Source organism: uncultured Amaricoccus sp., assembly GCF_937891315.1.
Classification (GTDB): Bacteria; Pseudomonadota; Alphaproteobacteria; order Rhodobacterales; family Rhodobacteraceae; genus Amaricoccus.
Genome location: NZ_CALAGI010000138.1, coordinates 1 through 23719, shown reverse-complemented (window position 1 = coordinate 23719; position 23719 = coordinate 1). Strand labels below are relative to the sequence as shown.

Below are 23719 nucleotides of genomic sequence, written 5' to 3'. Positions count from 1 at the left end.
CGCCGGCCAGCCCGTCCGCGCCGGCCGCGCCGATCAGGCTGACCGCCGCCGGCCAGACGCCGCCCGCCTTCGGGCCGCTGATCGTCCAGTTCGAGGTGCGGACGTAGAAATCGCCGTTCGCACCGCCGGAGGCCGCGCCGGCGCCGCTCAGCACGCTCGCGCCGCTGGCCCCGGCCGCCCCCGCCGCGCCGAGCAGCGACACGCCCGCCGGCCAGGCGCCGCCCGCCTTCGGCCCGTGGATCACCCAGGTCGCGGTGTTGATGTAGAAATCGCCGTTGGACCCGGTGCCGCCCGAGGGCGTGGCCGCGCCGCTGAGCACGGTCCTGCCGTCCGCCCCCGACCCGCCGCCGCCGCCGCCGCCGGTGCGCCAGGCGTCGCCTTCGAGGAACGCGTCGAGGCCCTCCGCCACCAGCGCGCCGGTCGCGGCGTCCTCCAGCCGGATCTTCTCGACCTCGAGGCCGAGGCCCTCGCCGCGCGCGACCAGCAGCGCGTCGCCGACCTCGGCGTCGATCGGCGTCTTGGGACCAAAGGGCAGGGGGGGCATGGCGCTCTCCGGGCGAAATTGACGGGTCAGAGGGTGAGGGTCGCGGGGACTATCCGAAAACCAGGGCGAAGGCGGCCTCGGCGGCGGCCTCGGCGGCGGCGATTCCGACGGGGCTGGCGGCCGCCTCGATCGCGGCGACGGCGCCGAGGCGGATGGTCTCGATCGCCGCGCCGATCTGGCGGAACAGGCTCGCGCCGCCGATCCAGATCAGCGCCAGCGCATGCGGATCGTCGGCGGTGATGCCGAGCTCGGCGCACAGGAACGGAAAGCCGGTGGCCGGATCGGCGTCGAGCGCGCCGGGGATGTCCTCCGGCGCGGGGTAGGCTGCGAGGTAGCGCCGCGCTTCCGACGCCTTTTCGAGATAGATCATCTCCTGGCCGGGGATCACGGTCACCACGCGCCCGCGCAGCGCCCCGGCCCGCGCATTGACGCGCGCGATGGCGGCGGCGCGCTCGCCCGCGATGTCCTTGCGAAGGGTCAGCTTCACGATGCGACGACCTCCGCGCGATAGGCGAGCCAGGGGAAGGCGTCCTCGTCCTCGACCACGACCACGTAGACCCCCGGCATGTCGGCGGCGAATTCGAGCGGGCCGGTGATGTCGTAGGCCGCGCCGTCGATATGGGCGGTCCAGACGCCGGGCCGCTCCAGCCGGGCGGTGTCTTCGCCGTCGGCCGTGATCTCCAGCCTGTCGAAGGTCAGCGACGGGCGCGGCGCGAGAACGCCGCCGGCCACGTACCAGTCCGCGCCGGAAACCCGGTCCAGCGTGGTGATCATCGCCGACTGCCCGGTCAGCGCCTGCGCGCCGACCAGCTCCTCGGGAACATTGGTCGCGACATGATCGATCCGCCCGCTGGCGGTGTCGTAGACGACGACGCGGTGGCGTAGGGCCATGCTCACCTCTTGAAGGCCTGGACGACGAGATGGGCATAGGCGACCCGCGCCGACTGGCGTCGCGTGGTCGGGACGGCGGTGACCACCTGGAAGGAGCCGGTGTCGTAGTTGAAATAATCGAGCGTCAGCCGCTCGGACCCGGGTTCGGAGGTGCGCATCTGCAGCGTGTAGGTCCGCGAGCCGGTGCCGGTCGCGGGGATGTCGACGAAGGTCTCGCGGGTGCCGGCATGCACGACGGTCGAGCCGCGCAGCAGCCGGTATTCATGCTCGGCGTCGATATAGAGCCCGCTCCAGCCGGTGTTCCATTTGCTGACCCGGTCGAGCTCGACCCGGGTGGAGAGCAGGACCGCGGTCCCGGGCACCAGCGCGACGGTGTAGGAGCAGACGGTGGTCCAGCTGTCGTCGGCCGCGATCACCAGGGCGCTGTCGCGCACCGACGCGCCGATGTCGGAGACGGCGTTCAGCCCGAGCGCGCCGGTGACCACCACCCCCGGCGCGAAATTGAGCGCGCTGGTGATGGTGCAGGTGCCGAGGGTGGCCACCAGCGCGCCGAGATCGCTGATATTGGCCTTCGCGGCGGTGATCGCGCCGTCCTTGATCTCCACCACGCTCGACTGGCGGCGGGCGACGGGGCGGAAGAACCGGGCGAAGGCGCTGGCGGTACTGGCGCGTGCGACGACGAAGCGCCAGCACGCGGTCACGGCCAGCGCCGGCACCTCGATCACCGCCTTGCGCCGGATGGTCGCGGTGGTGGTGACCGGCGCCGCCTGATAATCGATGCTCGCCAGGGCGATCTGCGCGCCGGCGCTGTCGAAGAAGGCGAGCTGGGCATAGCCGACATAGGCCGCGCCATTGCCGCGCATGCGATAGGAACAGGCGAGCGTCTCGGTCTCCGCGTCGTCCGGATCGGGGCTGGTGTTCACCGGGAAGGGAAGGCCGACGAGGATGGCATTGCCGGCCGCGCCCGGAGTGCCGATCCAGCGCAGCTCGCCGAGGCTGCCGGCGTTGCTCAGCGCGGCGTCGGGATAGCAGGCCCATTCGGTGGTGCCGGCGGTGATGCCCCAGCTCCGCGCGCTCTGCAGCTGGTCGTCGGGCACCTTGTTGGTGCTGTCATGGACGATGAAGTCCCGGGCCGAGACCTTGCTGTCCAGATCGATGTAGTCGTAGGTCAGCTTGAAGGTGCTGATCGCCGTGCCGTCGGGCTGCTCGAAGGCGACGGCCTCGGCCGTGCCGACCGCCGCCCCGGCCTTCTGGCGGAACACCCAGGTCGAGGCCAGCAGGTCGAGGCTCGCCACCGCGCTCCGCGTGTCGCTGATGAAGGCGGACTGCGACCCGAAGCTCGCGTTGATCGCGCCGGAGAGCGAGGCGATCGCGGCGTTCGCGCCGACCGCCACGGCGCCCACCTCGGCGATGCCCGCCGCCGCGCCGCTGTCCTCCCGGTAGCCGGCGATCTGGGTGACCAGCGCATCGCCCGATCCGCCCGCCAGGCGGCGCAGCTCGAACCGCGCGCTGGCGGTGCCGGCCGGCATCGGCCCGAGCCCGTGCGCCTCGGCCTTCTGCCAGCTCGTGCCGGCATAGCCGGTGATCTGGCCCATCGGAAAGGTGCCGAGGCTGCCGCCGTTCAGGTCGAGCGCCCGCACGTAGCCGAGCAGGGTGACGTTCCGACTGGCGCCGGCGGCCGCGTAGAAGAACGAGGCCGAGAACCGGTCGCCGGCCGCCGCCTCCACGGCCTGGTTGACGGCCTGGACCGCGCCGCCCCCGGTGGGCAGGCGGGCCATGAACGGGGCGGGCGCGGTCGATTGCGGCGCGGCGCCGCCACGCGCCACCACGGTCCAGGCGGCGGGCCAGACCGCGCCGGTCGCGGTCCAGGCGGCGTTGGTGCCGGAGGCGAAGCCGCCGTTGGTGACGATGCTCGCCGGGTCGCGGCGCAGCTCGATCTTCGCGATCCGCCCGCCGAGCAGATTGTCGCCGTCGATCCGCAGCGCCGCCTCGTCGGTCAGCGCCGCGCTCAGCCCCTCCACCGTGGTCAGGCTCAGCGTGATGGCGAAGGCCGCGATGGCGTCGGCGATCCCCTCGTCGACCTCGGCCTTGGTGTAGAACCGGAGCCCGGCCTCGGCCACCACGCCGTCCACCGTGGACAGGAGGTCCAGCTCGAACAGGGCCAGCGCGGCGTTGATCTCCGCCTCGGTCAGATAGGTCAGCCCGAGATGCGAATAGACCCCGGCGATGGAACTGGTCAGCGTGGTCGACAGCGTGGCGAGCGAGGCGGTCAGGCCGGCGATGCTGGCGCCCTGGGTGACGATGCTCGCCGCCGAGGCGGCGCCGACGATCTCCTGCTCGGTCGCCGCGCGGATGCCGAGCAGATGGATGTCGAGATCGACCGCCGTGGTGATGCCCGACACCTTGCCGAGCAGGACGGAAATCGCGTCGGCCGCGCCCATGCCGGCCGGGCGGCGAACCAGCACCTCGAACCCCTGGCGGATGCCCGGCTGGACGGTGATCCCGAGCTGGACGAAGGTGCCGTCCGGCGCGGTCAGGCCCTTCATGTCGCCCCTGGTCCAGCTGCCGGAACCGGCCGCCTTCCACTCGGCGCGCAGATGGAGCGAGGCCGGGTCGCCGGCGGTCAGCGTCACCATGCCGTAGATCACGACATGGGCCGCGGCCCGATCCGCCCCGGTCATCTGTTCCGCCACGTCCGAGGCGCTGCGCAGGCTGGCCGCGTAGGCCCCGGTCGGGATGTCGATCGCCAGCCCGCCGCCATAGCGCCCGACGAAGGGCGCGCCATAGGTGGCGAGGCCGGTGGCGGTCCAGTGGTCCGGCGCGCCGGCGGTGAACAGCTGGAAGGTCGGATCGGTGTTCCAGCCGCGCTCCAGCGCGGCGAGCGCCAGCTCCCGCGCGGCGAGGACGTCGCCGGCGTCGATCCCGCCCAGCGTGGCGATCAGCGCCTCGAGATCGGAGATCGTGTCGCCGGCCAGCGCCGCGACCGCTTCCTGGTTGGCCAGGCTGATCGCCAGCGCGGCGGCGCTGTCCTCGCGCGAGGCCTCGGCGCCATCGACGGCGGTGTCGATCCGGTTGTTGAGCGACGCGTCGAGATCGAGCTCGCTCAACAGGACCGAGGGCGCCGTGACCTCCATCCAGTCGCACCAGGGGCCGCGCCGGCGCCCGCGCACATAGCGCGCCCGCAGCTGATAGGCGACGAGCGGGATCACCCCGTCGCTGATCAGCCGATGCCCCTCGGCGATGTCGGCGGCGTAGCCGCGCAGCAGCGGCTCGTCGGCCCAGACCTCCAGCGCCTCGCCGTCATAGACCTCGAGCCCGAGCCCCGCCGCCGCCTCCTCCTCGCCGAGATCGACCCCGCCCTGGCTCGGCACATGCGTGTGATCGGCGGCGAGGCGCATCTGCCAGCGTACCCCCGTCGCGTCCTTCGCCGGGTTCCAGGAGAGATCGATCGCGGCGCGGCGCTGGTTGCTGGCCGCGTCGATCAGATAGCCTGGCGCCACGCTGAAATCGTCGGACCAGACCTGCGCCGGCGGCCGGCCGAGGAACCCGCCCCCGCCATCCAGCAGATCGCCGGCGCCGAAATCATAATCCGTCGGATCGACCTCGCGCAGCCGGACGGCCACGCAGCCGTCCGGCAGGTCCTCGAGCCCGTCGAGCTCCCAGTCCTTGTCGACGAACCCGTTGCGCGCCGAGGTCTGCGCCACCACGTCCAGCACCGACAGCGCCGCCAGCTCGGGCGGCAGGACCAGCGCCTGCTGGCGGAACCGCCGCCCGGCCTTCAGGCCGGCCAGCTGCGCCCGCTGTGCCTGGGCTTCGTAGGGCACGGCGGCCAGCGCCAGCTCGGCGTTCAGCGGCCGGCCGTCCTCGGCCAGATAGGTCGCACTCGCCCGGCGCGGCGCCTCGCGCGTCTGCCAGCCGTGCTCGGGCGAGGGATAGGTGGCGGTGACCGAATTATAGGCCTGGTCGATGCCCGGGAACGGGTCGAACTCCTCGGCCGCCGTCAGGATGATATCGTCGTCGGTGAAGGCATAGACCGGCGCGCCCGGCGCGCCCACGGTCATGATCCAGCCGCCGGCGTATTCCGCGAACTGCCCCATGCAGCCCAACCCGATCTCGAGCAGCGCGTCCGCCGGGGTGGTCGCCTCGTCGAACGGGATCTCGATCCCGGTGCGCCAGGCGGGCTCCACGCCGTCGCGGCCGTGCGCGGGCGCGTCGCACTTGTTCATGGCGGCGAACCAGGCCGCCTCCGGCAGGTCGCGCTGGCTGATCTCGCGCCCGCCCCAGATCCAGCCGCCGGTGACCGGGTCGAGGAGCCCGAGCAGGATGTTGTAGGCCTGGACGGCCGGGTTGAAGTCGCCGTCCCCGCCCCAGGTCGAGGGCGTGGCCCGCCGCTGCGGTCCCGACCCGCCCGGCCGCGTGCTGTCTCGCCGCGGATCGTAGAGCGCGGCGCCCTCGACCTCGAACAGGCAGGTGGGCGCGGCGCGATGCACCTCCGGATTCGACCGCGCGGTGACGATGACATAGGGAATGCCGCGGCCGATCCGGTCCGCGAGCCACGGCCAGTCCTCGTCGTCGCCGAAGGCCTCCCGCAGCCCCGGGTCGGCCGAGACCTGCCGGCCGTCATGGAACCGCACCCACAGGAAGTCGCGGCCGTTCTTCCGATACTCGATCACCGGATAGCCGCGCTTCCAGACGCTGGTGTCGGCGCTCGCCGACAGCGTCGCCCACTCCCCGTTGATCATCACCCGTTTCAGGGCGCGGACGGGGAAGTCGGCCAGCTCGAACACCTGGGTGTAAAAGGCGTTCGGCTCGTCCGGATTGCCGTAGCTGTTGCGATAGACGAGATCGCCGGCGGTGCCGCGCAGGCCGAGGATGATGCTGGCCGGCCGGTCCTCGCCCACCTCCGCGCGCAGCTTCGCGCCGCCGAACCGGACCCCGCCCGGCTTCGGCGCCAGCGCCCGGCTCAGCGCCGACAAGGCGACGCCGCCGGCCAGCCGCTGCAGCACGCCCATCACCGCGAAACTCGCGGCGTCGGCCAGCCCCATGGCGCCGCCGACCGCGAGGCCGGCGTAGGTCAGCGCGCCGCCGAAGGCGGCGAGCGCGGTTCCGATCGCGGCTCCGACGGGGGGCATCGATCAGACCCGGAAGGCCGAGGTGGCGTCGGTCAGCGGCAGATGCCCGAGGCCCCGCGCGGCGGGCAGGAACAGCCGCGCGTCATAGACGACGGCGAGCGCCGGTCCCTCCTCGACCGATACGGCGGCGAGATCGCCGGCCCGCGCCGCGCTGACCGCGATCTCGGGAAATTCGCGGCGCGCGAAATCGACCGGATCGGCGACGCCGAGGCGGCCGAGCGCCCGGCGCGCGCCGGCCTCTGTCCGCCAGACGACGCCGGCGAGCGGATCGACGCCGGTCACCGCCAGCACCGCGCCGGCCGCGAACCGCGCGCAATCATGAATGCCGAGCTCGAAGTCCAGCCGCCGCCCGGCCGCGAAATGCGCCAGCAGCCTCGGCCGCCAGTCCGGCAACCGCGCCCGATCCGCGCTCATTCCCGGCCATCCGGCTGGCCCCAGGGGATGTCGGCGGACCCCATGGTGGCCTTGTCGGTGCGAAAGGCGTCGGCCGGATCGCGCCGGCGCTGCGCCGCGTCGGACTTCCGCCTGGGCGCGGGCAGGGTCAGGAGCCGCGCGGCCGAGACCAGCCGCGCCTCGATCACCGCCTCGCCGCCCGGCGCGGGGCGCGGAATCGGCGCCTTGTCGACGAACCCCTTGAAGCGGGCCTCGGGATGTCCGACGGCCAGGCCGGTCTCGCCGGCATAGGTCCGGCGCCAGATCTGGGTGCGCGCATTGCGCGGATCATACAGGCGGACGGCGGCGATCACCGTCGGATCGATCACCGACAGGCGCAGGGTGACGGGCCGCACGGCGAATCCTGCCCGCTGCTCGATGCCCTCGACACCCAGCAGCCCTCCGGCGCCGCGGAACAGACGGGTGACGGTCGCGCCGGTCCAGCGGTCCTGGACGGTGATCTCCTCATCCTCCTCGCCGGTCCAGAGCCCGAGGCCCTCCACCGCGCCCGTCGCCCGGTTGCGCGCCTCGATCCAGACCAGCTGGCGCGTACCCATCGGCGCCCGGCTCACGCGCAGCGCCTGGACGGCGGCGTCGACCTCGCGCATCAACGGACCTCGATCGCCTGGAAGGCCATGCCGGACACTGTCACCGGCCCGGCCGTGCCGGGATCGAAGCTCCCCGGCACCAGCATCATCCGGACGCCGGGCTTCACCAGCGTGACGGCGGCCCCGGTGGCATAGCCCGGACGCAGGAACGGCCGGACCTCGAACAGCGGCGTCACCCCGGCGCCGGAGGCGGTGACCGTCTCCACCACCTGGTGCAGCGCGCGCCGCGCCGGGCTGCCGAATTCGAACCCCAGCATGTCGCCCCGGCTGATGACATAGCCGGCGGGCAATCCGGCGAGGCGGAGGCTCCTGTTGTCCCCGCCGAGCGTGTTCAGCACCGGCGCCGCGCCGCCGAGGCCGGCGCCGGTCGGATCGGCCCTTGGCCCCGGAACGGTCGCATCATGCAGGTAGAAGGTGCCGCCCGGACCGATCGCGGCGAAGAGCGCCCGCAGGTCGGCGGCGCCCGGCCGGGTCATCACCGCCAGCTCGACCTCCGCCGCCCAGCGCCGGGCGGCGATCTCGTTCACCAGCGGCTGGCCGCCGACGGTGCCGGAGGTCTCGACGAATTCGCGCAAGGACCAGCGAAAGCTCGCGATGCGCAACTGGTCGGCGAAGGCCGCGCGCGACAGCGGAAAGGTCAGCGCCATGGTTCAGCCTCGCCCCTTCATCAGCCGCGATACCAGGGATCGGCGCTGATCCCCGCCACCCGGTCCGCCATGCGCCCGTCATAGTCGCGCAACCCGGCGGCGACGCCGGCCCGCACCATGCTCTCGATCTCGCTGTTGCCGCGCGCCCCGGACACGCTCACCGCGATGCCTCGCGGCCCGCCCCAGCCGCCCGACGCTTCGCCGCTCGCCTCGGCCATCCGCCGCGAAATGTCATGCGGGATCACCTGCGCGCCGCGCGGCAGATTGACGATCTCGCCGCCGAGCTCGTTGATCCGCGCCAGCCCGCCCGGCGCGAAGCCGGTGCCGCGGGCAAATCCCGGAATGCCGAGCGCGCCGCCGATCATGCCGATCCCGGCGTCGAGCCCGGAATCGAACAATCGTCCGCCGAGCGAACCCAGCACATTCGACAGCCCCTCGCGCAGGCTCACGGCCCCGGTCAGCACCGACTTGAACTGCTGGGCGATGTCCTGGGCGAAGGAGCCGACGCCATCGCGGATCCCGTCCTTCTCCGCGTCGAGCCCCTGGGCGAGACCCTCCATGATATTGGTCCCGATGTCGGCGAAGACCGTCGAGGGCGAATGAATGCCCAGGGGATCGCGGATCCAGCCCGGGATGCTCTCGGCGAGGCTGCCGAACCAGGCCTTCACCGCCTCCCATTTCTCGCGCAACCCCGCGAGCAGCCCCTCGATCAGGTCGCGCCCGGCCGCCAGGAACGCGTCGCGCTGCGCGGCGAGAAACGCGTCGAGCTCGCCGAACTTCTCGATTCCCCAGGTCACCGCCTCGCCGAGGCCCGTGACGAGGTCGCCGGAGAAGGCCATGGCCGCCGCCGTGGTCTCGGGAAAGGCCGATGCCGCCAGGTCGATCAGGCTCTGCCCCAGCGCCGTCACCATCGTTCCGACGGTCTCGGCCGCGCCAACGAAATCGCCGCGCAACATCTGGTCGAACATCTGGACGCTCAGGCCCAGCTGCTCGCCGATCACGCCGGCGACGGCGCCGATCGCCGCGCCGACGCCCTCGACCGCGCCGGCGATGCCCGGGAACTTCTCGCGGATCACGTCCCAGTTCTGCCACAGCGCGACACCGGCGGCGGCGAGCGCGGCGACGCCGGCGATCGCCAGCGCCACCGGCGCGCCGATCACGCCGATCGCCGCCGCCACCGCGCCGGCGGCGACGAGCAGCGGCCCCAGCGCGGCGGCGGCGGCCGCCGCGCCGACACCGAACCGCAGCAGCGTGGGATTGGCCTCCGAGGCGGTGTCCACCAGCTCGCCGAACACCGTGACCAGCCGTGTCGCCATGTCGAGCAGCCCGGCGTCGGCGACGACGAGCCTCAGCTCGTCCATCGCGCCGTTCAGCTTTTCCAGCTCGCCCTTCCAGCCCTTCATCCGCGCGGCGGCCTGCTCGGCGGCCGAGGCCTCGCGGATCGCCTTGTCGAGGGCGCGCACACCCGCGCCGCCGGCTTCCATCAGCCCGATCGCGGTCCGCATGGCGTCGGTGCCGAAGATCTTGGTCAGAGCCTCGGATTTCGCCTCGTCGCTGAGATCGCCGAGCGCGACGCGCAGATCCTCGGCGATCACGGCCATCGGCTTCAGCGCGCCCGAGGCGTCGTAGAATTCGAGGCCGAGCTGGTCCATCGCCTTTCCGGCGGCCTTGGACTGCGGCACCAGGCGCTGCAGGAAGGTCTTGAAGCTGGTGCCGGCATCGGCGCCGCTGGCAAAGCGCGCGCTGGTCGCGGCCATCACCGCGTTGAAATCCTCCAGCGTCACCCCGAGGCCGCCGGCGGCGCCGCCGGCCTGGGCGAGCGCCAGGCGATAGTCGTCGAATTCGAAGTTGCTGGCCAGGAGGGCGCCGGCGATGCCATCGACCACGGGGCCGAGATCCCCGGCCTCCTTGCGGAAATTCAGCATCACGGCGGTGGTCAGGTCGGCGGAGGCGGCGAGATCGGCGCCCGTGGCGGCGGCGAGCGCCATCGAGGAGGAGAGCGCGCCGCCGAGGATATCGGCGGTCGAGGCGCCGTTCTTGGCCAGCATCTCGATCGCATCGGCCGCCTCGACCGCCGAATAGATCGTGCTCTTGCCGAGCGCGCGCGCCGCCTTCTCGAGCGCGGCCATCTCGCCATCGGCCGCCCCGGTGGCGGCCGCGACCCGGTTCATCCCGGCCTCGAAATCGCCGGCGGTGGCGAGGATGCCCGCGCCGATCAGCGTCAGCGGCGCGGTCACCCCCAGCGACAGCTTGCCGCCGAGCCGGCCGAGATCGCGGCCGGCGGTGCGCAGCCGCCCGGTCGCGGCGTCGAGCCCGGCCGAAAAGGCGGCGGTGTCGAGCCCGAGCGTGACGCGCAGCGCGCCGACCACCGCCGAGGACATGGGGCTACTCCTGTTGCTGATCCGGACCGCCGCTCAGGGCCAGTCCGATGAAGAACGCCCGCACCCGGGCATCGTCGGCGGCGGTGCCGCGCGGACCGGCCGGGGCCTGCGCCGCCGCGCGCTCCCGCCGCCCGGCGGGTTGGAACGCCGGCATCTTCCGCGGCGCGTGAAAGGCGAAGGCGACCAGCTGCGCGGTCTCGTGCGCCACCGCCCGCGCCAGCTCATGGGCGTCCCGCGCCCGCCCGAGCGCCGCCTCGAGCATCATCTCCGCCTCGCGCGGCGTGCGTCGCCAGAAGGCGTCGAATTCCAGTCCGGCGCGAAGCCAGCCCCGCAGCCAGCCGTCGAGTTCGGCGTCGGGCTCGGCGTCGGGGCTCAGCGCTCCCCCGGCGGGGCCTCCGCCGCCCCGGCCCCGGCCTCGGGCGGCTCCCCGGGCATCGCCGCCCGGACCGCCCGGCCGAGCAGCTCCATCGCCGGGACGAGGCCCAGCGCGTCGATCACGGCATCGACCTCCTCGGCGCCGGCGCGCGGCTCGAGCCCGGCCAGGAACAGCCGGTGCACCCGGTCGAAGCCGTCCGGATCCTCCTCGATGTCGCGCAGCGACCGGACGGCGCGCAGGAAGCCCTCGCCGCCGCCGTCCAGCCGGCCATAGGCCCGCATCGCCGCGAAGCCGAAGCGCAGCCGGTATTGCCGGCTCACCCCGTCGATCGCGGCGACGAAATCGACCCCGCTCGCCGGGTCGCCGCTCCCGCCCCCCATCACACCACCGCCGCGCCCTTGGTCCAGGTCACGTCGCCGGTGATCCGGATGCGCAGGGTCATGCCCAGCGGCTCGCCGAGGCCGTTATCGACCAGCTGCGGCGTCGGAAAGCCGCGGAAGGCGAAGATGTCGCCGCTCGACTGGTTCGGCGCGGGTTTCAGCGTGACGCGATAATAGATCGCGCCGGCGGCGGCGTTGTCGGCCACCTGCTGCTCGTAGCCGGCGGCGGTATAGCCGCATTCGAGCTCGATCTCGCCGGCGTCCTTCAGGCCCTTGATATATTCGCGGAACCCGTTCGGACTGTCGAGACTGGTGACCTCGGGATATTCCTGGGTGGTCGAGGGAACGGCCACGCCCTTCGCCTCCGGAATATCGGCCCAGCCCGAGGTGCCGTTGAGCGATCGCTCGAGCGACGCCCCGTAGGAAATGATCTGGTTGCTCACGGCTCCTCCTGATGCCTGATTGAGAAATCCATCGACGTGGCGAAGAGCTGCTCCACCACGTCGCCGCCGTCGACGATCCGCGCCTCGCTCATGTCGCGCGAGACGATCCTGAAGATCCCCTGGAACCGGGTGCCGCCGATCACGCCCGACCCGACCCGCCCGAACCCGTCGAGTGCGCGTTCGGCGGCGCGCGCGGCGAGCTTGGCGCCGGCATAGGTCCGCCCCCAGCAATCGACCTGGACGCGGCTCTCGACGAGACCCGAAGGCCCGTCGAGCAGATGCGCCCCCGGCCGGGCGACGAGATGCAGCAGGATCGCCGGCAGGTCCGATCCCTGCGGCCGCCCGCCCCAGCTCACGCGCGCCGCGACGGCGGCCGCGACGCCCGCGTCCGCGATGAGCAGCGCCCGCAGATCCTCTTCCATCAGCCGCCGCTTCGCGCCTTGCGGGCCGCGCGGGCCGCCGCGCGCGCCGCCGTCCGCGCGATCTCGGCGCCGAGATCGTCGCGCACCGCCTCGAGCGCGCCCATCTTGCCCGCCTCCCAGGCCGGCCGCATGTAGGGCCGCGGCCCGTGCCGCGAATTGCCGAATTCCTGCTGGACCGCCTTCGGATCGCGGTTCGGCCCCATGAAGACCTCGACCGTGCCGGCGCCCGCCGCCTTCGCGGCGGCGCGCGCCTCCGCGACGCTCCCGCCAGCGTAGCGCACGGCGCCATAGGCGCGGGCGGCGGCGCTCCTTTCGCGCGTGGGCCGCTTCGTGGTCACGATGATCGTCTCGGCGATGCTCTCGGGGGTCGCCGGATCGTCGGGCGCCATCGCCCGCGCCGCCTCGGCCATCGGCGTCAGCGCCCGGATGCCGACGCGGCGCAGCACCGCGCGCCCCAGCGACTTGCCGAGCGCGGCCAGCGCCGCCTCGGTCTCGCTCAGCCCCTCGACCCGGATCTTCACACCGCCTCCGCCCGGGCGGCCGCCGTGATCTCCTGCCCGGCGCGACGGCCGAGCTCGGTCACGGCGCTGATCGCATGGATCCGGCCCTCATGGACGATCCGGTCGGTCACCCGCACATCGAGGCCCCAGCCGATCCGGAAGCGCGTCGCGATATCGGCGCCGAGCTCGCCGGCGCGTAGGCGCTCGCCCTCGCCCACCGGGCTCACCCGCGCCCCGACGCCGTCGGCGAGCACCGACCAGCTGGTCACCTCGCCGCCGAAGGCGTCGATCGTCACGCTCGCCCGCTCGACCCGGATCACCCGGTCGAGCTTTCGCGTGTCGAAAGCCCGATCGAACCGCCCATCGGAACCCATGGCTCAGTAGAGCGCGACCAGAAGCGTCGCCGAACTGGTCGCCCGCACATGGCTGACCCTGAGCGGCAGCAGGGTGCCGGCCGGCACCGCCGCCAGCGTGATGTCGGCGGCCTCGCCGGCCAGGCGCAGCACCAGGTCGCCGGCGCCGCCGACATAGAGCGCGCGCGTCACGAAGGCGAGCGGGTTGCTCGCATGCGGCGTGATGGCGAAGCCGCGGTCCGCCGGACCGCTCAGGCCACGCTGATGCGCCTCGTATGCGTCAGGCATCGATCTCTCCCGCTGGAGCAATGTCCAACCGGACGGAATCGTCCGGTTGGACATTGCGCAAATTCAAGAATCCGGAGCGGACGGCCCGGCGCCGCCGGGTCGGTTTCCGCTCTAAAGGCTCAATCGCCGGAGCCGCGCCACCTGCTCCAGCACCCCGCCCGGGACGCCGACGCCGCCGTTGTACCAGTGCGCCACCAGCGCCAGGATCGCCCGCCGCGCCTCCGGCGGGCAGCCGGTCCCCGCGACCCAGCGCAGCGTCACGGCGTCCTGCCCGGGTCCGGGCGCCACCGCCTCGGGCCAGTCCGCCACCGGCCAGACCAGCGCCTCGACGGCGCGCGCATCCAGCCGGTAGGTCTCGGGGGCCAGCACCGCCACCGCCCCCGAGGCGTCGCGCCAGGTGATGGCGGTGACGCTCGCCACCGGGCCCGGCGCCAGGACGATCGGCGTCGCGAACCGGGCGAGGCCCATCTCCCAGGTCTGCGCTTCCAGCGCCCGGCCGAGCAGCCCCTGCCAGCCGTCGAACTCGGCCACGGCGGCGGCGAGCATCTCCTCGATGCGCGCATCCTCCGGCGATCCCTCCGGCCAGACGACGCGCAGCTCCTGCCGCGCCTCGGCCAGGCTGACCGGCGCCGTGGCCGGCGGCGTCACCCGCGCCGGCCAGGCCGAAGGCAGCACCGGGATCACGCGCCGCCTTCCTCCGCCCCGACCGGATCATCCCCGACCGGATCATCCTCCGGCTCGATGACCAGCTCCTCCCCGTCATCCTCCGGTTCGGGCTCGTCTTCCGGTTCGGGCTCCTCCGGTCCGGACCGCCCCTTCGGCGGCTTCACCACGCCCTCCGAGATCGCGGCCGCCTCGAGCTCGGGCGGGCACTCGTCGCCCTTGGCGTACTGGACGGGATAGATTTCCCCGTCCGGTACGCCGAGGAACGGCTTGCGGAACTTCATGACGGCTTCCTCCGGCTCAGGTGGCGATGTTCAGCGCGCGCATCGTCTCGGGATTGAGCAGCCCGCCGCCGACCCGCTTCGTGGTGTAGAACTGCACGAAGGGCTTGTTGGTGAAGGGATCGCGCAGCAGGCGCACACCCTTCCGGTCGACCACGAGATAGGTCCGCTTGAAGTCGCCGAACAGCGCGGCCTTGGCGCCGGCCGCGACATCGGGCATCGCCGCGACCTCGGTCACGCCATAGCCCGCCAGCGTCGAGGGCTGGCCGAGCTGGTAGCTCGGCTGCCACAGATAGTTGCCCTCGCCATCCTTCAAGAGCCGCGCCAGGCGCAGGGTGTTGCGGTTCATGGCGAAGCGCGCCGCCTCGGCGAAGGCGGCCGGCAGCGCATAGATCAGGTTCAGGATGCCGTCCGCCGTCAGCGCGGTCGGCGCGCCGCTGTTCACCACGGCGATGGCGCCGAACGGATGGACGGCGGCGTTGGCCCCGCCGGTGACATAGGTGAGGATCCCGGTCGGCTTGTTGACCCCGTCGCCGCTGACGAAGGCGATGCCCTCGCGCAGCGCGAATTCGGTCTCGACCTCGCCGGCCAGCCAGGCTTCGAGATCGATCTCCGCGTCGTCCAGCATTCCCTGCGTCGCGGCCGGATTGGCATAGAGCTCGCCGGTGGCATAGGTCATCTGGCCGAAGGTGCCGGTCGCGGTCGCGGCGCGCGCGGCCTGCTCGCCGACCCAGCCCGAGGCGGTGCCGCCGAGATTGAACAGCTTGGTGTAGCCGGCGCCCGAAATGCTGATCGAGGCCGCGAGCTGCCGCATCGGCGAGACGATGACCAGCTTGTCGGTGATCGTGCGGTCCCATTCGACCGGCGCGAGATAGCCGCCCTCGGAGGCCGCCCCCTTGTTCAGCGACGCCTGAACGTCGCCGCGGCGCATATGCGCCCGGAACGCGTCGGTATAGTCCGCGTCCCGGACCGCGCGGCCGCCGGGGGCCGGGATCTCCCGCGCGGCGACCCGCGCGTTCAGCGCGTCGAGCGCGGCCTGCAGCTCGCCGATCTCGACATTGATCCGGTCGACCTTCTCGGCGCGCACCACGTCGCCCTGGCCGCGCCGCAGCTCGGCGATCTGGGTCGCCTGCTCGGCGCGCATCTCCTCGACCGCGGTCTGCAGCTGCGCGAGGATCCGGTTGGCATCGCCGGCGTCGGCGCGGACGCCCCCGGCGGCCAGGCCCCGGAACGGGGTGGGGTCAAACTTGGACATCTGGTGTCAGCCTTTCGCTGTCAGGGTTACGAGCAGGCGCGCGGCGGCGCCGAGATCCAGCGCCGCGCCGGGTTCAGGGGCGGGGTCGGAGGGCGGGGCGATGCCGGTCGCCTCCTCCATCAGAAGCCGCCGATCGGCGGGCGACAGTCCGGTGGCGGCGAGCCGCGCCTCGACCCGACGCCGCGCTCCGAGCGCGCGCGCTCCGGGTTTCGTCTCCGGGTCCGGACCGTCGAAGCTCCCGTCGGCCAGGCCCTTTTCGACGGCCTCCGACGCCCGGATCCAGCTTTCGGCATCCATCAGCGCGCTGATCGCTCCGAGATCGAGGCCGCTGCGCGCCGCGTAGATATCGGCCATCGCGCCGTCGAACTGGTCGAAGGTGTCGGCCGTCGCGCGCATGTCGTTGCGGTTGCCGACCACCACGCCCCAGGCGTTGTGGATCATCAGGAAGCTGCCCAGCCCCATCTCGATCCGATCACCCGCCATGGCGATGATCGAGGCGGCGCTGGCCGCGACCCCCATCACCTTCACCCGGACCTCCGCCGGATGCTCGCGCAGGAGGTTGTAGATCGCGAGCCCCTCGAACATGTCGCCGCCGGGGCTGTTGATATTGACCGTGACCGGGGTCGCTCCGACCGAGCGCAGCGCGGCGGCGATCCGCTTCGCGGTCACGCCCTCGCCGGTCCACCAGTCCTCGCCGATCACCTCGTAGATCGAGATCGTCGCCGCCTCGTCGGCCTCGGCCGCCAGCGGCCGGTCCGCCCAGGCCGAGATCACGGTCGAGGGCGCGTCCCACGACAGGCGATCGGGCCGCTCAAGCGCGCGCGGCGGCGGCAGTCGTCTCAGGGACATCGTTGCTTGCTCCTCTGGCCGCGCCGGCGTTCGCGGGCTTCAATCCGTCGCCATCCTTGTCGCGCCCGAGCCCGCTCAGCTCGCGCACCTCGTTGACCGCCATCCAGGGCGAATGCCCGCCGGAGCCGAGCGCGCGGGCGAAGAACTCGGCCTGGTCCTTCAGCGTGCCGCGCAGCAGCTCGCGTTCGTCGAAATCGGGGATGATCACGCCCCAGTCCTTGCGGGGCAGCAGGCTGCGGGTGATCGCCTCCTCCCAGGCCTTGAACCAGGGCGCGAGGCCGAAGCGCACGAAGAGGATGGCCAGCTGCTCGATGCCCGAGCCCCAGCTGGTCTCCTCGACCCCCATCAGCGGTCGCGGCACCCCGAAGATGCGCGCGATCTCCTCGACCTGCGCGGCGCGGGTCTCGACCAGCTGGCTGTTCTCGGCGGTGGCCTGGAAGATCTGCGCTTCCATCCCCTCCTCGAGGATCATCCACTTTCCGGCATTGCCCGCGCCGGCATAGCGTTCTTCCATCGACCGGCGCAGATGCTCGACCGCCTCCGGTCCCAGCCGGTTCGGATGCCGCAGGGCGCCGGAGGCCATGATGCCCTCGCGAAACAGCCGATCGCCCGCTTCCTGGGCGCGCAGCGCCGTGGCGATCACCCGCGCCGCCTTCTTCACCCGGCTGATGCCGGTGACGCCATCGAGCGACGGCCCGCGCAGGTGGAACATCTCCCCGGCCGGCACCACCGTCCGGGCGCCGTCCGCCCCCTGGACGTGATAGACCACCGACCAGTCGCCGCGCAGTTCCGCCTCGACCAGGTCGGGCCGGATCGGGCGCAGCTCCGTGACCCGGCCGAGCAGGCGCACCGGCAGCGCATAGGCATTGCCATGCACCAGCGCCCAGGTCTGCATCAGCGCCTTGAACTCGAAAGGCGTCTGCCAGCCGTTCGGCGCGTGGCGCAGCACCTGGTGCAGCGCATGTTCCTCCGCCGGCACCAGCGCGCCCCCGGCGTCGCGTCGCGCCAGCCCCAGCGGCAGCATGCCGATCGAGCCCGAAATCAGGTCGACGCAGCGCCAGACGGCGGAATTCTCCAGCGCGCTCTCGACGCTGACCGCCGCCCCCTCGCCGCCGCGGATGAATTCGAGCAGGGCGGGATCGTTCATGCCGGCCGCCGCCTGGACGCGGTCCCGGATCCGCGCCATCTCGCGCGCCGCGCGCGCGCGCCTCTTCCTGCCCATCAGACCGTCAACAGCCCCCGTTCCGAATAGACGCTTGCCCCGAAGGCCTCTGGCGCCCGCCCCATCAGCGCGAAGGCGTTGAAGAGCGCGATCAGGGGATCGATCTTCGCCTTGCCCGCCACCGCCTTCTCGATCAGCACCGCGTTGCCGCGCTGGACCGCCCTGGCATTGCCGACGCACCAGGCCATCAGCGCCTGGCCGGCATGGCGCAGCGTCCCGTCCGCCAGCTTGCGCTCCGCGCCCCAGATCGCGCCCGACAGCCGGAACCCCTGCGACACCGCCGCGATGCGCTCGCCGCCCAGATCCCGCGCCTCGAGCTCGTCGGTCAGCGCCGCGATCCCCACCGGGTCGATGCCGATCCCGGCCTTTTCCGGCAGCAGCCCGGCCGCCTCGATCCGCTCGACCAGCTCGGCGATCTCCATCACGTCCTGCGTCACCGCCTCGCAGATCGTCAGATCGCCGGCGGCTTCCAGGTCGCGCAGCTGCTCGGCGATCTCCTTGCGCAGCTCCAGGACGCCGGGCTGGATCCAGGCATGGCCCCAGACCAGCCAGGCTCGGGTCACGGCGCAGCGCCCGATCACCACCAGGCCGAGCATGTCGTCCATGCCGCCGCCGTCGATGCCGATCGTCACCACCTCCGACCGCTCGAGCAGCGCCTCGAGCGTCAGCCCGGCCTCGGCCGCGCCCAGCCAGTAGTCCGCGCCGCGCCAGCGCTCGGAATGCAGGGCGAGGCCGATCTCGACATTCAGATGCTGCGACGCCCAGCGGCGTTCCTCTTCCGCGCCCTTGTCCCGGGCGTCCCGGTAATCGGCGATCAGCGTCTCGAGATCGATCGACAGCCCGAGGTTCGGGTTGACCATCGACCAGTTCTTCGGATCGCGCCACGGCGCGTCCGGCGCCGTCTGCATCGCCTCCGGAAACTCGTAGAGGATCGGCAGCAGGCGCGAGTCCTTGATGCGCCCGTCGCGCACCGCCCGCGCATATTGCAGCTCGGCCTTGAACACACCCGCCGGCGGCTGGTCGCTCTGGGTGGTGATGACGATCAGGAAGCCCTCGGGATTGGCGAGGAGACCGCCGCGCATCTGGCCCATGACCCGGCTGGCATAGGACAGGAGCGACATCACATGCAGCTCGTCGATCAGGATCCCGACCGGCTTCGACCCGGTCATCACCTTCATGTCGAAGGTCTTGATCCTGAGGAACGCGCCGTTCAGCAGGTCGCGGATCGTCTTCAGATGCTCCTGCACCTTGAACCGCTTGCCGAGGTAGCCGTCCGGATCGGCCTCGATCATGCCGCTGACCTGCTGGAAGGCGAGGTCGGCGATGTCCTGCGTCGGTCCGACCAGCAGGAACTCGGCGCGCGGCCGCTCGTTCATCAGGAGCGCGGTCAGCATGACGGCGGCGCCGCCCGTGGTCTTGTTGTTCTTCTTCGGCACCAGGCCGTAGGTCTCGCGCACCCGCCGCCGTCCGCGCGCGTCGATCGAGCCGAAGACCGATCCGACGATGTCGCGGAACCAGTCGCCGGCGGCCTCGGCCATCGCCGGCTGGCCCGGCACGTCGGGCAGGCGCAGGCGGTTGAAGATCGCGATCGCCCGCGCCGCCTCGACCTCATCGAGCGGCAGGTCCGGCACCAGGGACCGCCCGTCCCGCAGCCGCGCCTCCCAGTCGGGGCAGGCGAAATCCCAGCCGTCGCCGTCCAGCATCAGTGCCTGACCAGCTCGCCCCAGGCCGATCCCTGATCGGCCGCCTTCGCGTCGCGCAGCGCCTTCTCCTTCTTGCCGAGTTCGAGCTCGGGATCGACGTCCCGCGGCACCGGCGGCGCGCCCTGGCCATCGGCCAGCACCCTGATCCAGGCCTTCTGCGCCGAGACGTTGCCACCCTCGGCGCTGGCCCGCAGCCAGAGGAGTGCCCGCGCGCGCTCCTGCGCGACCCCCTCGTTCAGCTCGGCGAAATAATACTTCGCCAGCGTCGGCTTCGACACCCCGAGCACCAGGGCGATATCGTCCCGCGACAGACCAGCCGCGCGCAAGGCACTGACATTCTTACGCTTTTCGCGCGTGACCCGATGTTTCGGCCGCCCGCGCGGATCGGCGAGCTCGCGATACGGCTCCCCCAGCAGATCAACCTCCGGAATCTCGTCCCCCAAGAAAAAATTCTCCGCGTGAGGAGGGCGCCGGTCAGGAGGCGGCGCGGGTTGAGAACTTTTCGCCCCCCCCGTTAACCATGGCGGGGCGCGTTAACCATTCGGGCACCGCGCGTTAACCTTAACGGCGGCGCATCGATGTCCGCGTGGGTCAGGCGCCGGCGCCGAGGCTGAGAGCGCCTAGGCCGTCCCGCCGAGGCCCGACCGTCGCGCCCGCGCCGTGGCGGTCTTCGCGTTGTGGCAGGCCTGGCACAGCAGCTCGAGGTTGCTCGCGTCGAGCGGCGCGCCGCCGTCCCGGAGCTCGATCACGTGGTCGGCGATCACCCGATGGCCCGAGCCGCAGCGCTGGCAGCGCGCGCCGCGTTCCCGCTTCACCGCGGCGGCGAGCCCCCGCCACTCCGGAGAGCGGTAGAACCCGTCCGCCAGCTTCGGCGCGGGCAGCGCGCGCGGCGGCGGCGCGGCGTAGCGGGGCGGCAGCGTGCGATAGCGGGGCGGCATACCCTTGAATGCAAAGGGCGCGGTCACCCGCGCCCCGATCAGTCTCGTGAAACCGAAATCCCATGGCTTCGCCGTCATGCCCGCTGAGATCATCGCGGGCCGGTCAGTGCGCTTCTCGGCAATCGCGGGACGCTGAGCCCCGGGCTGAAGACGGATCCACTGTCGCCACCTTCGCGATTACACCACCGCGCCCAGCCGATCAAGCCCGATCGTCACATCGAACACCCCGCCGAAGAATTCGCAGAACACCCGCGCCCGGTCGCCCTCGATGCCGATCACCTCGACGCGCCGCCCCTCCATCGGCCCGTCGATGAGCTCGACCACCTCGCCGACCTCGAAGGCCCGCCCGGTCGGCATCAGCCGGTGGTGCGCCCGCGCCTGGGCGACCGCCTCGATCTCGCGCAGCCGGGCGATCCCGGCCTCGGGCAGCCGCGCCGGCACGCCGCCGAAGCCCATCACGCCGCGCACCATCGGGCAGGCCAGCGCCACGTCCCACTGCGCCGGGCGGTCCAGCACCACGAAGACGTAGCCGGCGAGCACCGGCCGGACGGCCAGCACCTTGGCCGTCCGCTGGTAGCGGTTGGCGCGGTTGAACCGGCTCTCGACCGGCACCCAGGCCTCGATCCCGCGCCGGCCGAGCACCGCCTCGACCACGAACTCGGCGCGCGGCGGCTCGCGCGTCTCGACCGCGCTCCGCCCGTCGACCGGCACCGGCGTCGGCAGGCGCGGCACCCGCCGGCGCGCGACGCCGCCGCCGACCGACGGGTGCCGCGGATCGACCCGCAGGGCGTACCAGGCGCTCACTGGCGGCCCTCGTCGCCTCCGGGCTCTCCGGTGCCGGATTTCGCGAAGACGAGCGCGCGGGCCCGCTCGACGTCGCGGTCGTGCTCGGCGAGCCAGGCCGCGTCCTCGGCGCCGAGCTCCCAGCCCGCTTCCGCGCGCTCGCGCAGCGCGGCGGCCCGATGGCGCGAGGCGCGCGCCTCGCGCCGGAACCGCTCCTTGTGGTACGGCGCGGGCGGCGCGATCGGAGGACCGTCTTCCAGGTACCTGAGGAGCTCCACCGCCACCTCGGGGGCTTCGTCCCATGCCTCCCGGCCGGCCGCGCTCCGCATCCAGCTGGGCAAGAGACGGCCCTCGGCGGCCGGCTTCGGCGCGAGGGCCGCGGCGAGATGGGAGATCACCACCGGGCTCGGCCACTCGTCGCGGGCCGGGCCCTGGCCGGCGCGCTCGACCATCTCGCAGAGCACGCCGAGCTGCTCGTCGCCGAGATAGCCGACCCGTTCCTCCAAGCTGCGCAGGAAGTTCTGGTGCGCCGCGACGGTCATCTGGCGCGCGCGGCGCAGCCCGTCGCGCTCCAGCGGCTCGATGAGCAGCCTGCGCACCCGCGCCGAACGGCTCTCGGCGCCCGGCTGATCGGTGTTCCCGGTCATTTCGTCTCCAGCTCTTCCCGCATCCCGCCTCCGTTCCGTCTTCCTCGCCCCTCAGCCTCGCCAGCTTCGTCGCCTGGCCTTCCTCGCTGCTTTTCTTTTAACCTTAACATCAGGATCGGGCTCAATTTTTTGTTTTTTTGAACCCTCCCCGCCCTTACCCAGATCGGGGCCATTTTTCGTGAAGGCCCACCGCCCGCCCCGGCGCAGCCACGCCCGCCAGGCGTCGCAGGCGATCCAGACGAGGTTGGTCGCGCTCCGCCGCCCGGGCCGCCGCCGCTCCTGAACGCGCAGGTGCCCGAGCCGCCGCGCGGCGCGCAGCGCGTTCTGCACCGTGGTGCGACAGACGCCGGCCACGGCGGCGATCGCGTCGATGCAGAGGTCGCAGGCCGCGCTCACCGCGCCGGGGTCGCGCCGGCTGATCGTGTTGGCGATCGCGGCCAGCGCGGCGCGCTCGCCCTCGCTGTAGAGCGCGCGCTGGCGCGGCGGCATCGTCGAGGAGCCGCCCCAGCACCGCCGCCGGAACCGCCTCGCCTCCCGCGCCTCGCGCCGCGCCCGCGCCGCCCGCCGCTCCTCCGGGCCCGGCCGGCGCGGCTGGGCCTCCGCGTGCTTCACGAGACCGCCCACCGCCCGCGTCTTCTTGCAGCGGTTCTCGACCGGCCGGCGCGGCTGGGCCTCCGCGTGCTTCCCGGGAGCGTCCGGCGCCCGCGTCTTCGCCCAGCGGTTCTCGACCGGCCGGCGCGGCTCGAGGAAGGCCTGGATCCGCCCGACCTCGTCGAAGCTGAGCCCCCCGTCGCCCGCCGTCCGCCACATGTCCCGGGTCAGCGCACCCCACCGGTCCGAGTCCCGCACGCCCTCGAAGAGCCCGATCCAGGTGAGGGCGAGGTCCGACCAGTCCTCGCCCTCGCCGGCGCCTCCGGTTTCGATTTCGGCCAGGCTCATCGTCACGTCTCCCTGGCTGCGCGGTCGGCTTCCCGGGCCCGCGCGAAGAGCTCCGCGAGCGCGGTGGGCGACGGGTCCTCCCCGCCGGAAAGTCGGTCCGTCATGTTCCGCCGCCGGTCTCCGGCGCCTCCCAGGTCAGGTCGACGAGGTAGCGCCAGGGCACCGGGTCCGGGGTCCAGCCCGGCCCGCCGTGCTCGGCGCAGGGCTTGCCGTCCTCGGCCAGCCAGGCGCCGATCTCGCGCGCCAGCGGCCCGATCACGCGCCGGCAGCGCGCGCCGTCGGCGTCCCGCGCGCCGCAGCGCGGCTGCCCGGCGGCGTCGCGCCAGGCGCGCCAGGCCTCGACCGTCCCGCCGAGCCGCCCGGCCGCGAAGCCCTCGGGGTCGGCGAGAAAGGCGGGCACGTCCCCGGGCGCGAGCGTCAGCGGCGCCACGCCCCAGGGCACGGGCACGCGCGCGGCGAGACCGATCCCGGCCGCCTCGAGCCGCGCCAGCGCCTGCGCGAGGGCCGCGTCGCTCATCGCCGCCGGCCCTCCGGCGCGGCCGCGCGGTGGCGGTAGCGGACGGCCTCGACCGGGCTCAGCATGCCCGACACCGCGCGCCGCGCCTCGCGCGGGCTGGCGATGATCTCGCGCAGGCGGGCGTGCGTCGGCCCGACCTCGATCCCGGCCAGCGCGCAGACCAGGCGGAAGTCGCGCCCCGGCGTGGCGCCCACCCAGGCCTCGGCCGCCGCGGCGTCGCGCCGCCCCGCGCCGAGGTCGCGGATCTGCTGGCAGAGCACGTCCGCCCAGAGCGCCCGCTCGGCGCTCACGCCGGCACCAGCCGAAGCGCGGCGTCGAGCATCCGTTCCGCGAGTGCCACGGCCTCCGGCCCGTCGCGCTCGGCCAGCTCGCGCAGCGCGGGAAAGCCCGCCACGAGCGCGCCGAGCACCTCGGCCCGCGTCGCGTGGCGGCCTTCGGTGAACCAGAGGACCTCGAGCGGATCGCCCTCGAGACGGAACAGCCGTTCCGGCAGCACCCGGTAGCCGCGCGCATGCGTCACCCAGA

The 23719-nt window shown here is 73.0% G+C and carries 28 protein-coding genes and 1 pseudogene; all 29 read right to left on the bottom strand.

All coding sequences use genetic code 11. The features are described 5' to 3' along the window. Positions 1 to 544 (bottom strand): annotated as a pseudogene (locus Q0480_RS13115) (hypothetical protein); the annotation flags it as partial. Between the two features lie 49 nt (positions 545 to 593). After that, on the bottom strand, positions 594 to 1031 hold the full coding sequence (locus Q0480_RS13110) for a hypothetical protein (protein WP_299133574.1): 438 nt from the start codon (positions 1029 to 1031) through the stop codon (positions 594 to 596). Next, a complete protein-coding gene (locus Q0480_RS13105; RefSeq protein ID WP_299133572.1) occupies positions 1028 to 1435 on the bottom strand; it encodes a hypothetical protein in 408 nt (135 codons plus the stop codon). Before Q0480_RS13105 ends, Q0480_RS13110 begins: the two co-directional genes overlap by 4 nt. A 2-nt stretch (positions 1436 to 1437) precedes the next feature. Continuing rightward, positions 1438 to 6567: a phage tail protein gene (locus Q0480_RS13100; protein ID WP_299133570.1), complete on the bottom strand. Its 5130-nt coding sequence runs from the start codon at positions 6565 to 6567 to the stop codon at positions 1438 to 1440. 3 nt (positions 6568 to 6570) lie between these two features. Beyond that, complete coding sequence (locus Q0480_RS13095; protein WP_299133568.1) at positions 6571 to 6981, bottom strand: hypothetical protein; 411 nt, start codon at positions 6979 to 6981, stop codon at positions 6571 to 6573. After that, positions 6978 to 7607: a hypothetical protein gene (locus Q0480_RS13090; protein ID WP_299133567.1), complete on the bottom strand. Its 630-nt coding sequence runs from the start codon at positions 7605 to 7607 to the stop codon at positions 6978 to 6980. Before Q0480_RS13090 ends, Q0480_RS13095 begins: the two co-directional genes overlap by 4 nt. Further along, positions 7607 to 8254 (bottom strand): hypothetical protein, encoded by a 648-nt coding sequence (locus Q0480_RS13085; RefSeq protein WP_299133566.1) that lies wholly within the window; start codon positions 8252 to 8254, stop codon positions 7607 to 7609. The genes Q0480_RS13090 and Q0480_RS13085 overlap by 1 nt, the downstream gene beginning before the upstream one ends. Before the next feature lie 20 nt (positions 8255 to 8274). Continuing rightward, complete coding sequence (locus Q0480_RS13080) at positions 8275 to 10635, bottom strand: phage tail tape measure protein (RefSeq protein WP_299133564.1); 2361 nt, start codon at positions 10633 to 10635, stop codon at positions 8275 to 8277. 4 nt (positions 10636 to 10639) lie between these two features. Then, a complete protein-coding gene (locus Q0480_RS13075; protein WP_299133563.1) occupies positions 10640 to 10900 on the bottom strand; it encodes a hypothetical protein in 261 nt (86 codons plus the stop codon). 107 nt (positions 10901 to 11007) lie between these two features. After that, positions 11008 to 11391, bottom strand: coding sequence for a hypothetical protein (locus tag Q0480_RS13070; RefSeq protein WP_299133562.1), 384 nt, complete (start codon positions 11389 to 11391; stop codon positions 11008 to 11010). Then, positions 11391 to 11834 carry a phage tail tube protein gene (locus tag Q0480_RS13065; RefSeq protein ID WP_299133560.1) on the bottom strand — a complete coding sequence of 148 codons (444 nt, stop codon included), beginning with the start codon at positions 11832 to 11834 and terminating at the stop codon, positions 11391 to 11393. Before Q0480_RS13065 ends, Q0480_RS13070 begins: the two co-directional genes overlap by 1 nt. Continuing rightward, entirely contained in the window at positions 11831 to 12256 is a 426-nt protein-coding gene (locus Q0480_RS13060; RefSeq protein WP_299133558.1) for a DUF3168 domain-containing protein, read from the bottom strand. The genes Q0480_RS13065 and Q0480_RS13060 overlap by 4 nt, the downstream gene beginning before the upstream one ends. Next, the gene (locus tag Q0480_RS13055; protein WP_299133556.1) at positions 12256 to 12777 is read right to left on the bottom strand and encodes an HK97 gp10 family phage protein; all 522 of its coding nucleotides are present in this window, start codon (positions 12775 to 12777) and stop codon (positions 12256 to 12258) included. The genes Q0480_RS13060 and Q0480_RS13055 overlap by 1 nt, the downstream gene beginning before the upstream one ends. Then, entirely contained in the window at positions 12774 to 13130 is a 357-nt protein-coding gene (locus Q0480_RS13050) for a head-tail adaptor protein (RefSeq protein WP_299133555.1), read from the bottom strand. The genes Q0480_RS13055 and Q0480_RS13050 overlap by 4 nt, the downstream gene beginning before the upstream one ends. 3 nt (positions 13131 to 13133) lie before the next feature. Beyond that, complete coding sequence (locus Q0480_RS13045) at positions 13134 to 13397, bottom strand: hypothetical protein (protein WP_299133553.1); 264 nt, start codon at positions 13395 to 13397, stop codon at positions 13134 to 13136. Positions 13398 to 13508: 111 nt separating this feature from the next. Then, entirely contained in the window at positions 13509 to 14081 is a 573-nt protein-coding gene (locus Q0480_RS13040; RefSeq protein WP_299133551.1) for a hypothetical protein, read from the bottom strand. Continuing rightward, positions 14078 to 14344 carry a hypothetical protein gene (locus Q0480_RS13035; protein WP_299133549.1) on the bottom strand — a complete coding sequence of 89 codons (267 nt, stop codon included), beginning with the start codon at positions 14342 to 14344 and terminating at the stop codon, positions 14078 to 14080. Before Q0480_RS13035 ends, Q0480_RS13040 begins: the two co-directional genes overlap by 4 nt. A 16-nt stretch (positions 14345 to 14360) precedes the next feature. Then, entirely contained in the window at positions 14361 to 15596 is a 1236-nt protein-coding gene (locus Q0480_RS13030) for a phage major capsid protein (protein ID WP_299133547.1), read from the bottom strand. Between the two features lie 6 nt (positions 15597 to 15602). Then, entirely contained in the window at positions 15603 to 16445 is an 843-nt protein-coding gene (locus Q0480_RS13025; RefSeq protein WP_299133546.1) for a head maturation protease, ClpP-related, read from the bottom strand. Further along, positions 16408 to 17667 carry a phage portal protein gene (locus tag Q0480_RS13020; RefSeq protein WP_299133545.1) on the bottom strand — a complete coding sequence of 420 codons (1260 nt, stop codon included), beginning with the start codon at positions 17665 to 17667 and terminating at the stop codon, positions 16408 to 16410. The genes Q0480_RS13025 and Q0480_RS13020 overlap by 38 nt, the downstream gene beginning before the upstream one ends. Further along, the gene (locus Q0480_RS13015) at positions 17667 to 19370 is read right to left on the bottom strand and encodes a terminase TerL endonuclease subunit (RefSeq protein ID WP_299133544.1); all 1704 of its coding nucleotides are present in this window, start codon (positions 19368 to 19370) and stop codon (positions 17667 to 17669) included. The genes Q0480_RS13020 and Q0480_RS13015 overlap by 1 nt, the downstream gene beginning before the upstream one ends. Further along, positions 19370 to 19813, bottom strand: coding sequence for a hypothetical protein (locus Q0480_RS13010; protein ID WP_299133543.1), 444 nt, complete (start codon positions 19811 to 19813; stop codon positions 19370 to 19372). The genes Q0480_RS13015 and Q0480_RS13010 overlap by 1 nt, the downstream gene beginning before the upstream one ends. Positions 19814 to 19990: 177 nt before the next feature. Then, positions 19991 to 20386: an HNH endonuclease signature motif containing protein gene (locus Q0480_RS13005; protein ID WP_299133542.1), complete on the bottom strand. Its 396-nt coding sequence runs from the start codon at positions 20384 to 20386 to the stop codon at positions 19991 to 19993. Positions 20387 to 20485: 99 nt separating this feature from the next. Beyond that, on the bottom strand, positions 20486 to 21112 hold the full coding sequence (locus tag Q0480_RS13000; RefSeq protein ID WP_299133541.1) for a transcription termination/antitermination NusG family protein: 627 nt from the start codon (positions 21110 to 21112) through the stop codon (positions 20486 to 20488). Further along, on the bottom strand, positions 21109 to 21738 hold the full coding sequence (locus Q0480_RS12995) for a hypothetical protein (RefSeq protein WP_299133540.1): 630 nt from the start codon (positions 21736 to 21738) through the stop codon (positions 21109 to 21111). Before Q0480_RS12995 ends, Q0480_RS13000 begins: the two co-directional genes overlap by 4 nt. A 51-nt stretch (positions 21739 to 21789) precedes the next feature. After that, positions 21790 to 22677, bottom strand: coding sequence for a hypothetical protein (locus tag Q0480_RS12990; RefSeq protein ID WP_299133539.1), 888 nt, complete (start codon positions 22675 to 22677; stop codon positions 21790 to 21792). A gap of 100 nt (positions 22678 to 22777) precedes the next feature. Next, on the bottom strand, positions 22778 to 23194 hold the full coding sequence (locus tag Q0480_RS12985) for a hypothetical protein (RefSeq protein ID WP_299133538.1): 417 nt from the start codon (positions 23192 to 23194) through the stop codon (positions 22778 to 22780). Next, positions 23191 to 23484 carry a hypothetical protein gene (locus Q0480_RS12980; protein ID WP_299133537.1) on the bottom strand — a complete coding sequence of 98 codons (294 nt, stop codon included), beginning with the start codon at positions 23482 to 23484 and terminating at the stop codon, positions 23191 to 23193. The genes Q0480_RS12985 and Q0480_RS12980 overlap by 4 nt, the downstream gene beginning before the upstream one ends. Further along, the coding region (locus tag Q0480_RS12975; protein WP_299133536.1) for a hypothetical protein at positions 23481 to 23719 on the bottom strand (239 nt) is incomplete at its 5' end. The genes Q0480_RS12980 and Q0480_RS12975, both read right to left, overlap by 4 nt.

What these genes read in the sequence shown, in the direction of transcription:
- Q0480_RS13105 (WP_299133572.1), bottom strand. Translation starts at nt 1,435, where the DNA reads ATGGCCCTACGCCACCGCGTCGTCGTCTACGACACCGCCAGCGGGCGG.
- Q0480_RS13100 (WP_299133570.1), bottom strand. Translation starts at nt 6,567, where the DNA reads ATGCCCCCCGTCGGAGCCGCGATCGGAACCGCGCTCGCCGCCTTCGGC.
- Q0480_RS13095 (WP_299133568.1), bottom strand. Translation starts at nt 6,981, where the DNA reads ATGAGCGCGGATCGGGCGCGGTTGCCGGACTGGCGGCCGAGGCTGCTG.
- Q0480_RS13090 (WP_299133567.1), bottom strand. Translation starts at nt 7,607, where the DNA reads ATGCGCGAGGTCGACGCCGCCGTCCAGGCGCTGCGCGTGAGCCGGGCG.
- Q0480_RS13085 (WP_299133566.1), bottom strand. Translation starts at nt 8,254, where the DNA reads ATGGCGCTGACCTTTCCGCTGTCGCGCGCGGCCTTCGCCGACCAGTTG.
- Q0480_RS13080 (WP_299133564.1), bottom strand. Translation starts at nt 10,635, where the DNA reads ATGTCCTCGGCGGTGGTCGGCGCGCTGCGCGTCACGCTCGGGCTCGAC.
- Q0480_RS13075 (WP_299133563.1), bottom strand. Translation starts at nt 10,900, where the DNA reads ATGATGCTCGAGGCGGCGCTCGGGCGGGCGCGGGACGCCCATGAGCTG.
- Q0480_RS13070 (WP_299133562.1), bottom strand. Translation starts at nt 11,391, where the DNA reads ATGGGGGGCGGGAGCGGCGACCCGGCGAGCGGGGTCGATTTCGTCGCC.
- Q0480_RS13060 (WP_299133558.1), bottom strand. Translation starts at nt 12,256, where the DNA reads ATGGAAGAGGATCTGCGGGCGCTGCTCATCGCGGACGCGGGCGTCGCG.
- Q0480_RS13050 (WP_299133555.1), bottom strand. Translation starts at nt 13,130, where the DNA reads ATGGGTTCCGATGGGCGGTTCGATCGGGCTTTCGACACGCGAAAGCTC.
- Q0480_RS13045 (WP_299133553.1), bottom strand. Translation starts at nt 13,397, where the DNA reads ATGCCTGACGCATACGAGGCGCATCAGCGTGGCCTGAGCGGTCCGGCG.
- Q0480_RS13035 (WP_299133549.1), bottom strand. Translation starts at nt 14,344, where the DNA reads ATGAAGTTCCGCAAGCCGTTCCTCGGCGTACCGGACGGGGAAATCTAT.
- Q0480_RS13030 (WP_299133547.1), bottom strand. Translation starts at nt 15,596, where the DNA reads ATGTCCAAGTTTGACCCCACCCCGTTCCGGGGCCTGGCCGCCGGGGGC.
- Q0480_RS13025 (WP_299133546.1), bottom strand. Translation starts at nt 16,445, where the DNA reads ATGTCCCTGAGACGACTGCCGCCGCCGCGCGCGCTTGAGCGGCCCGAT.
- Q0480_RS13020 (WP_299133545.1), bottom strand. Translation starts at nt 17,667, where the DNA reads ATGGGCAGGAAGAGGCGCGCGCGCGCGGCGCGCGAGATGGCGCGGATC.
- Q0480_RS13015 (WP_299133544.1), bottom strand. Translation starts at nt 19,370, where the DNA reads ATGCTGGACGGCGACGGCTGGGATTTCGCCTGCCCCGACTGGGAGGCG.
- Q0480_RS13005 (WP_299133542.1), bottom strand. Translation starts at nt 20,386, where the DNA reads ATGACGGCGAAGCCATGGGATTTCGGTTTCACGAGACTGATCGGGGCG.
- Q0480_RS12995 (WP_299133540.1), bottom strand. Translation starts at nt 21,738, where the DNA reads ATGACCGGGAACACCGATCAGCCGGGCGCCGAGAGCCGTTCGGCGCGG.
- Q0480_RS12990 (WP_299133539.1), bottom strand. Translation starts at nt 22,677, where the DNA reads ATGAGCCTGGCCGAAATCGAAACCGGAGGCGCCGGCGAGGGCGAGGAC.
- Q0480_RS12985 (WP_299133538.1), bottom strand. Translation starts at nt 23,194, where the DNA reads ATGAGCGACGCGGCCCTCGCGCAGGCGCTGGCGCGGCTCGAGGCGGCC.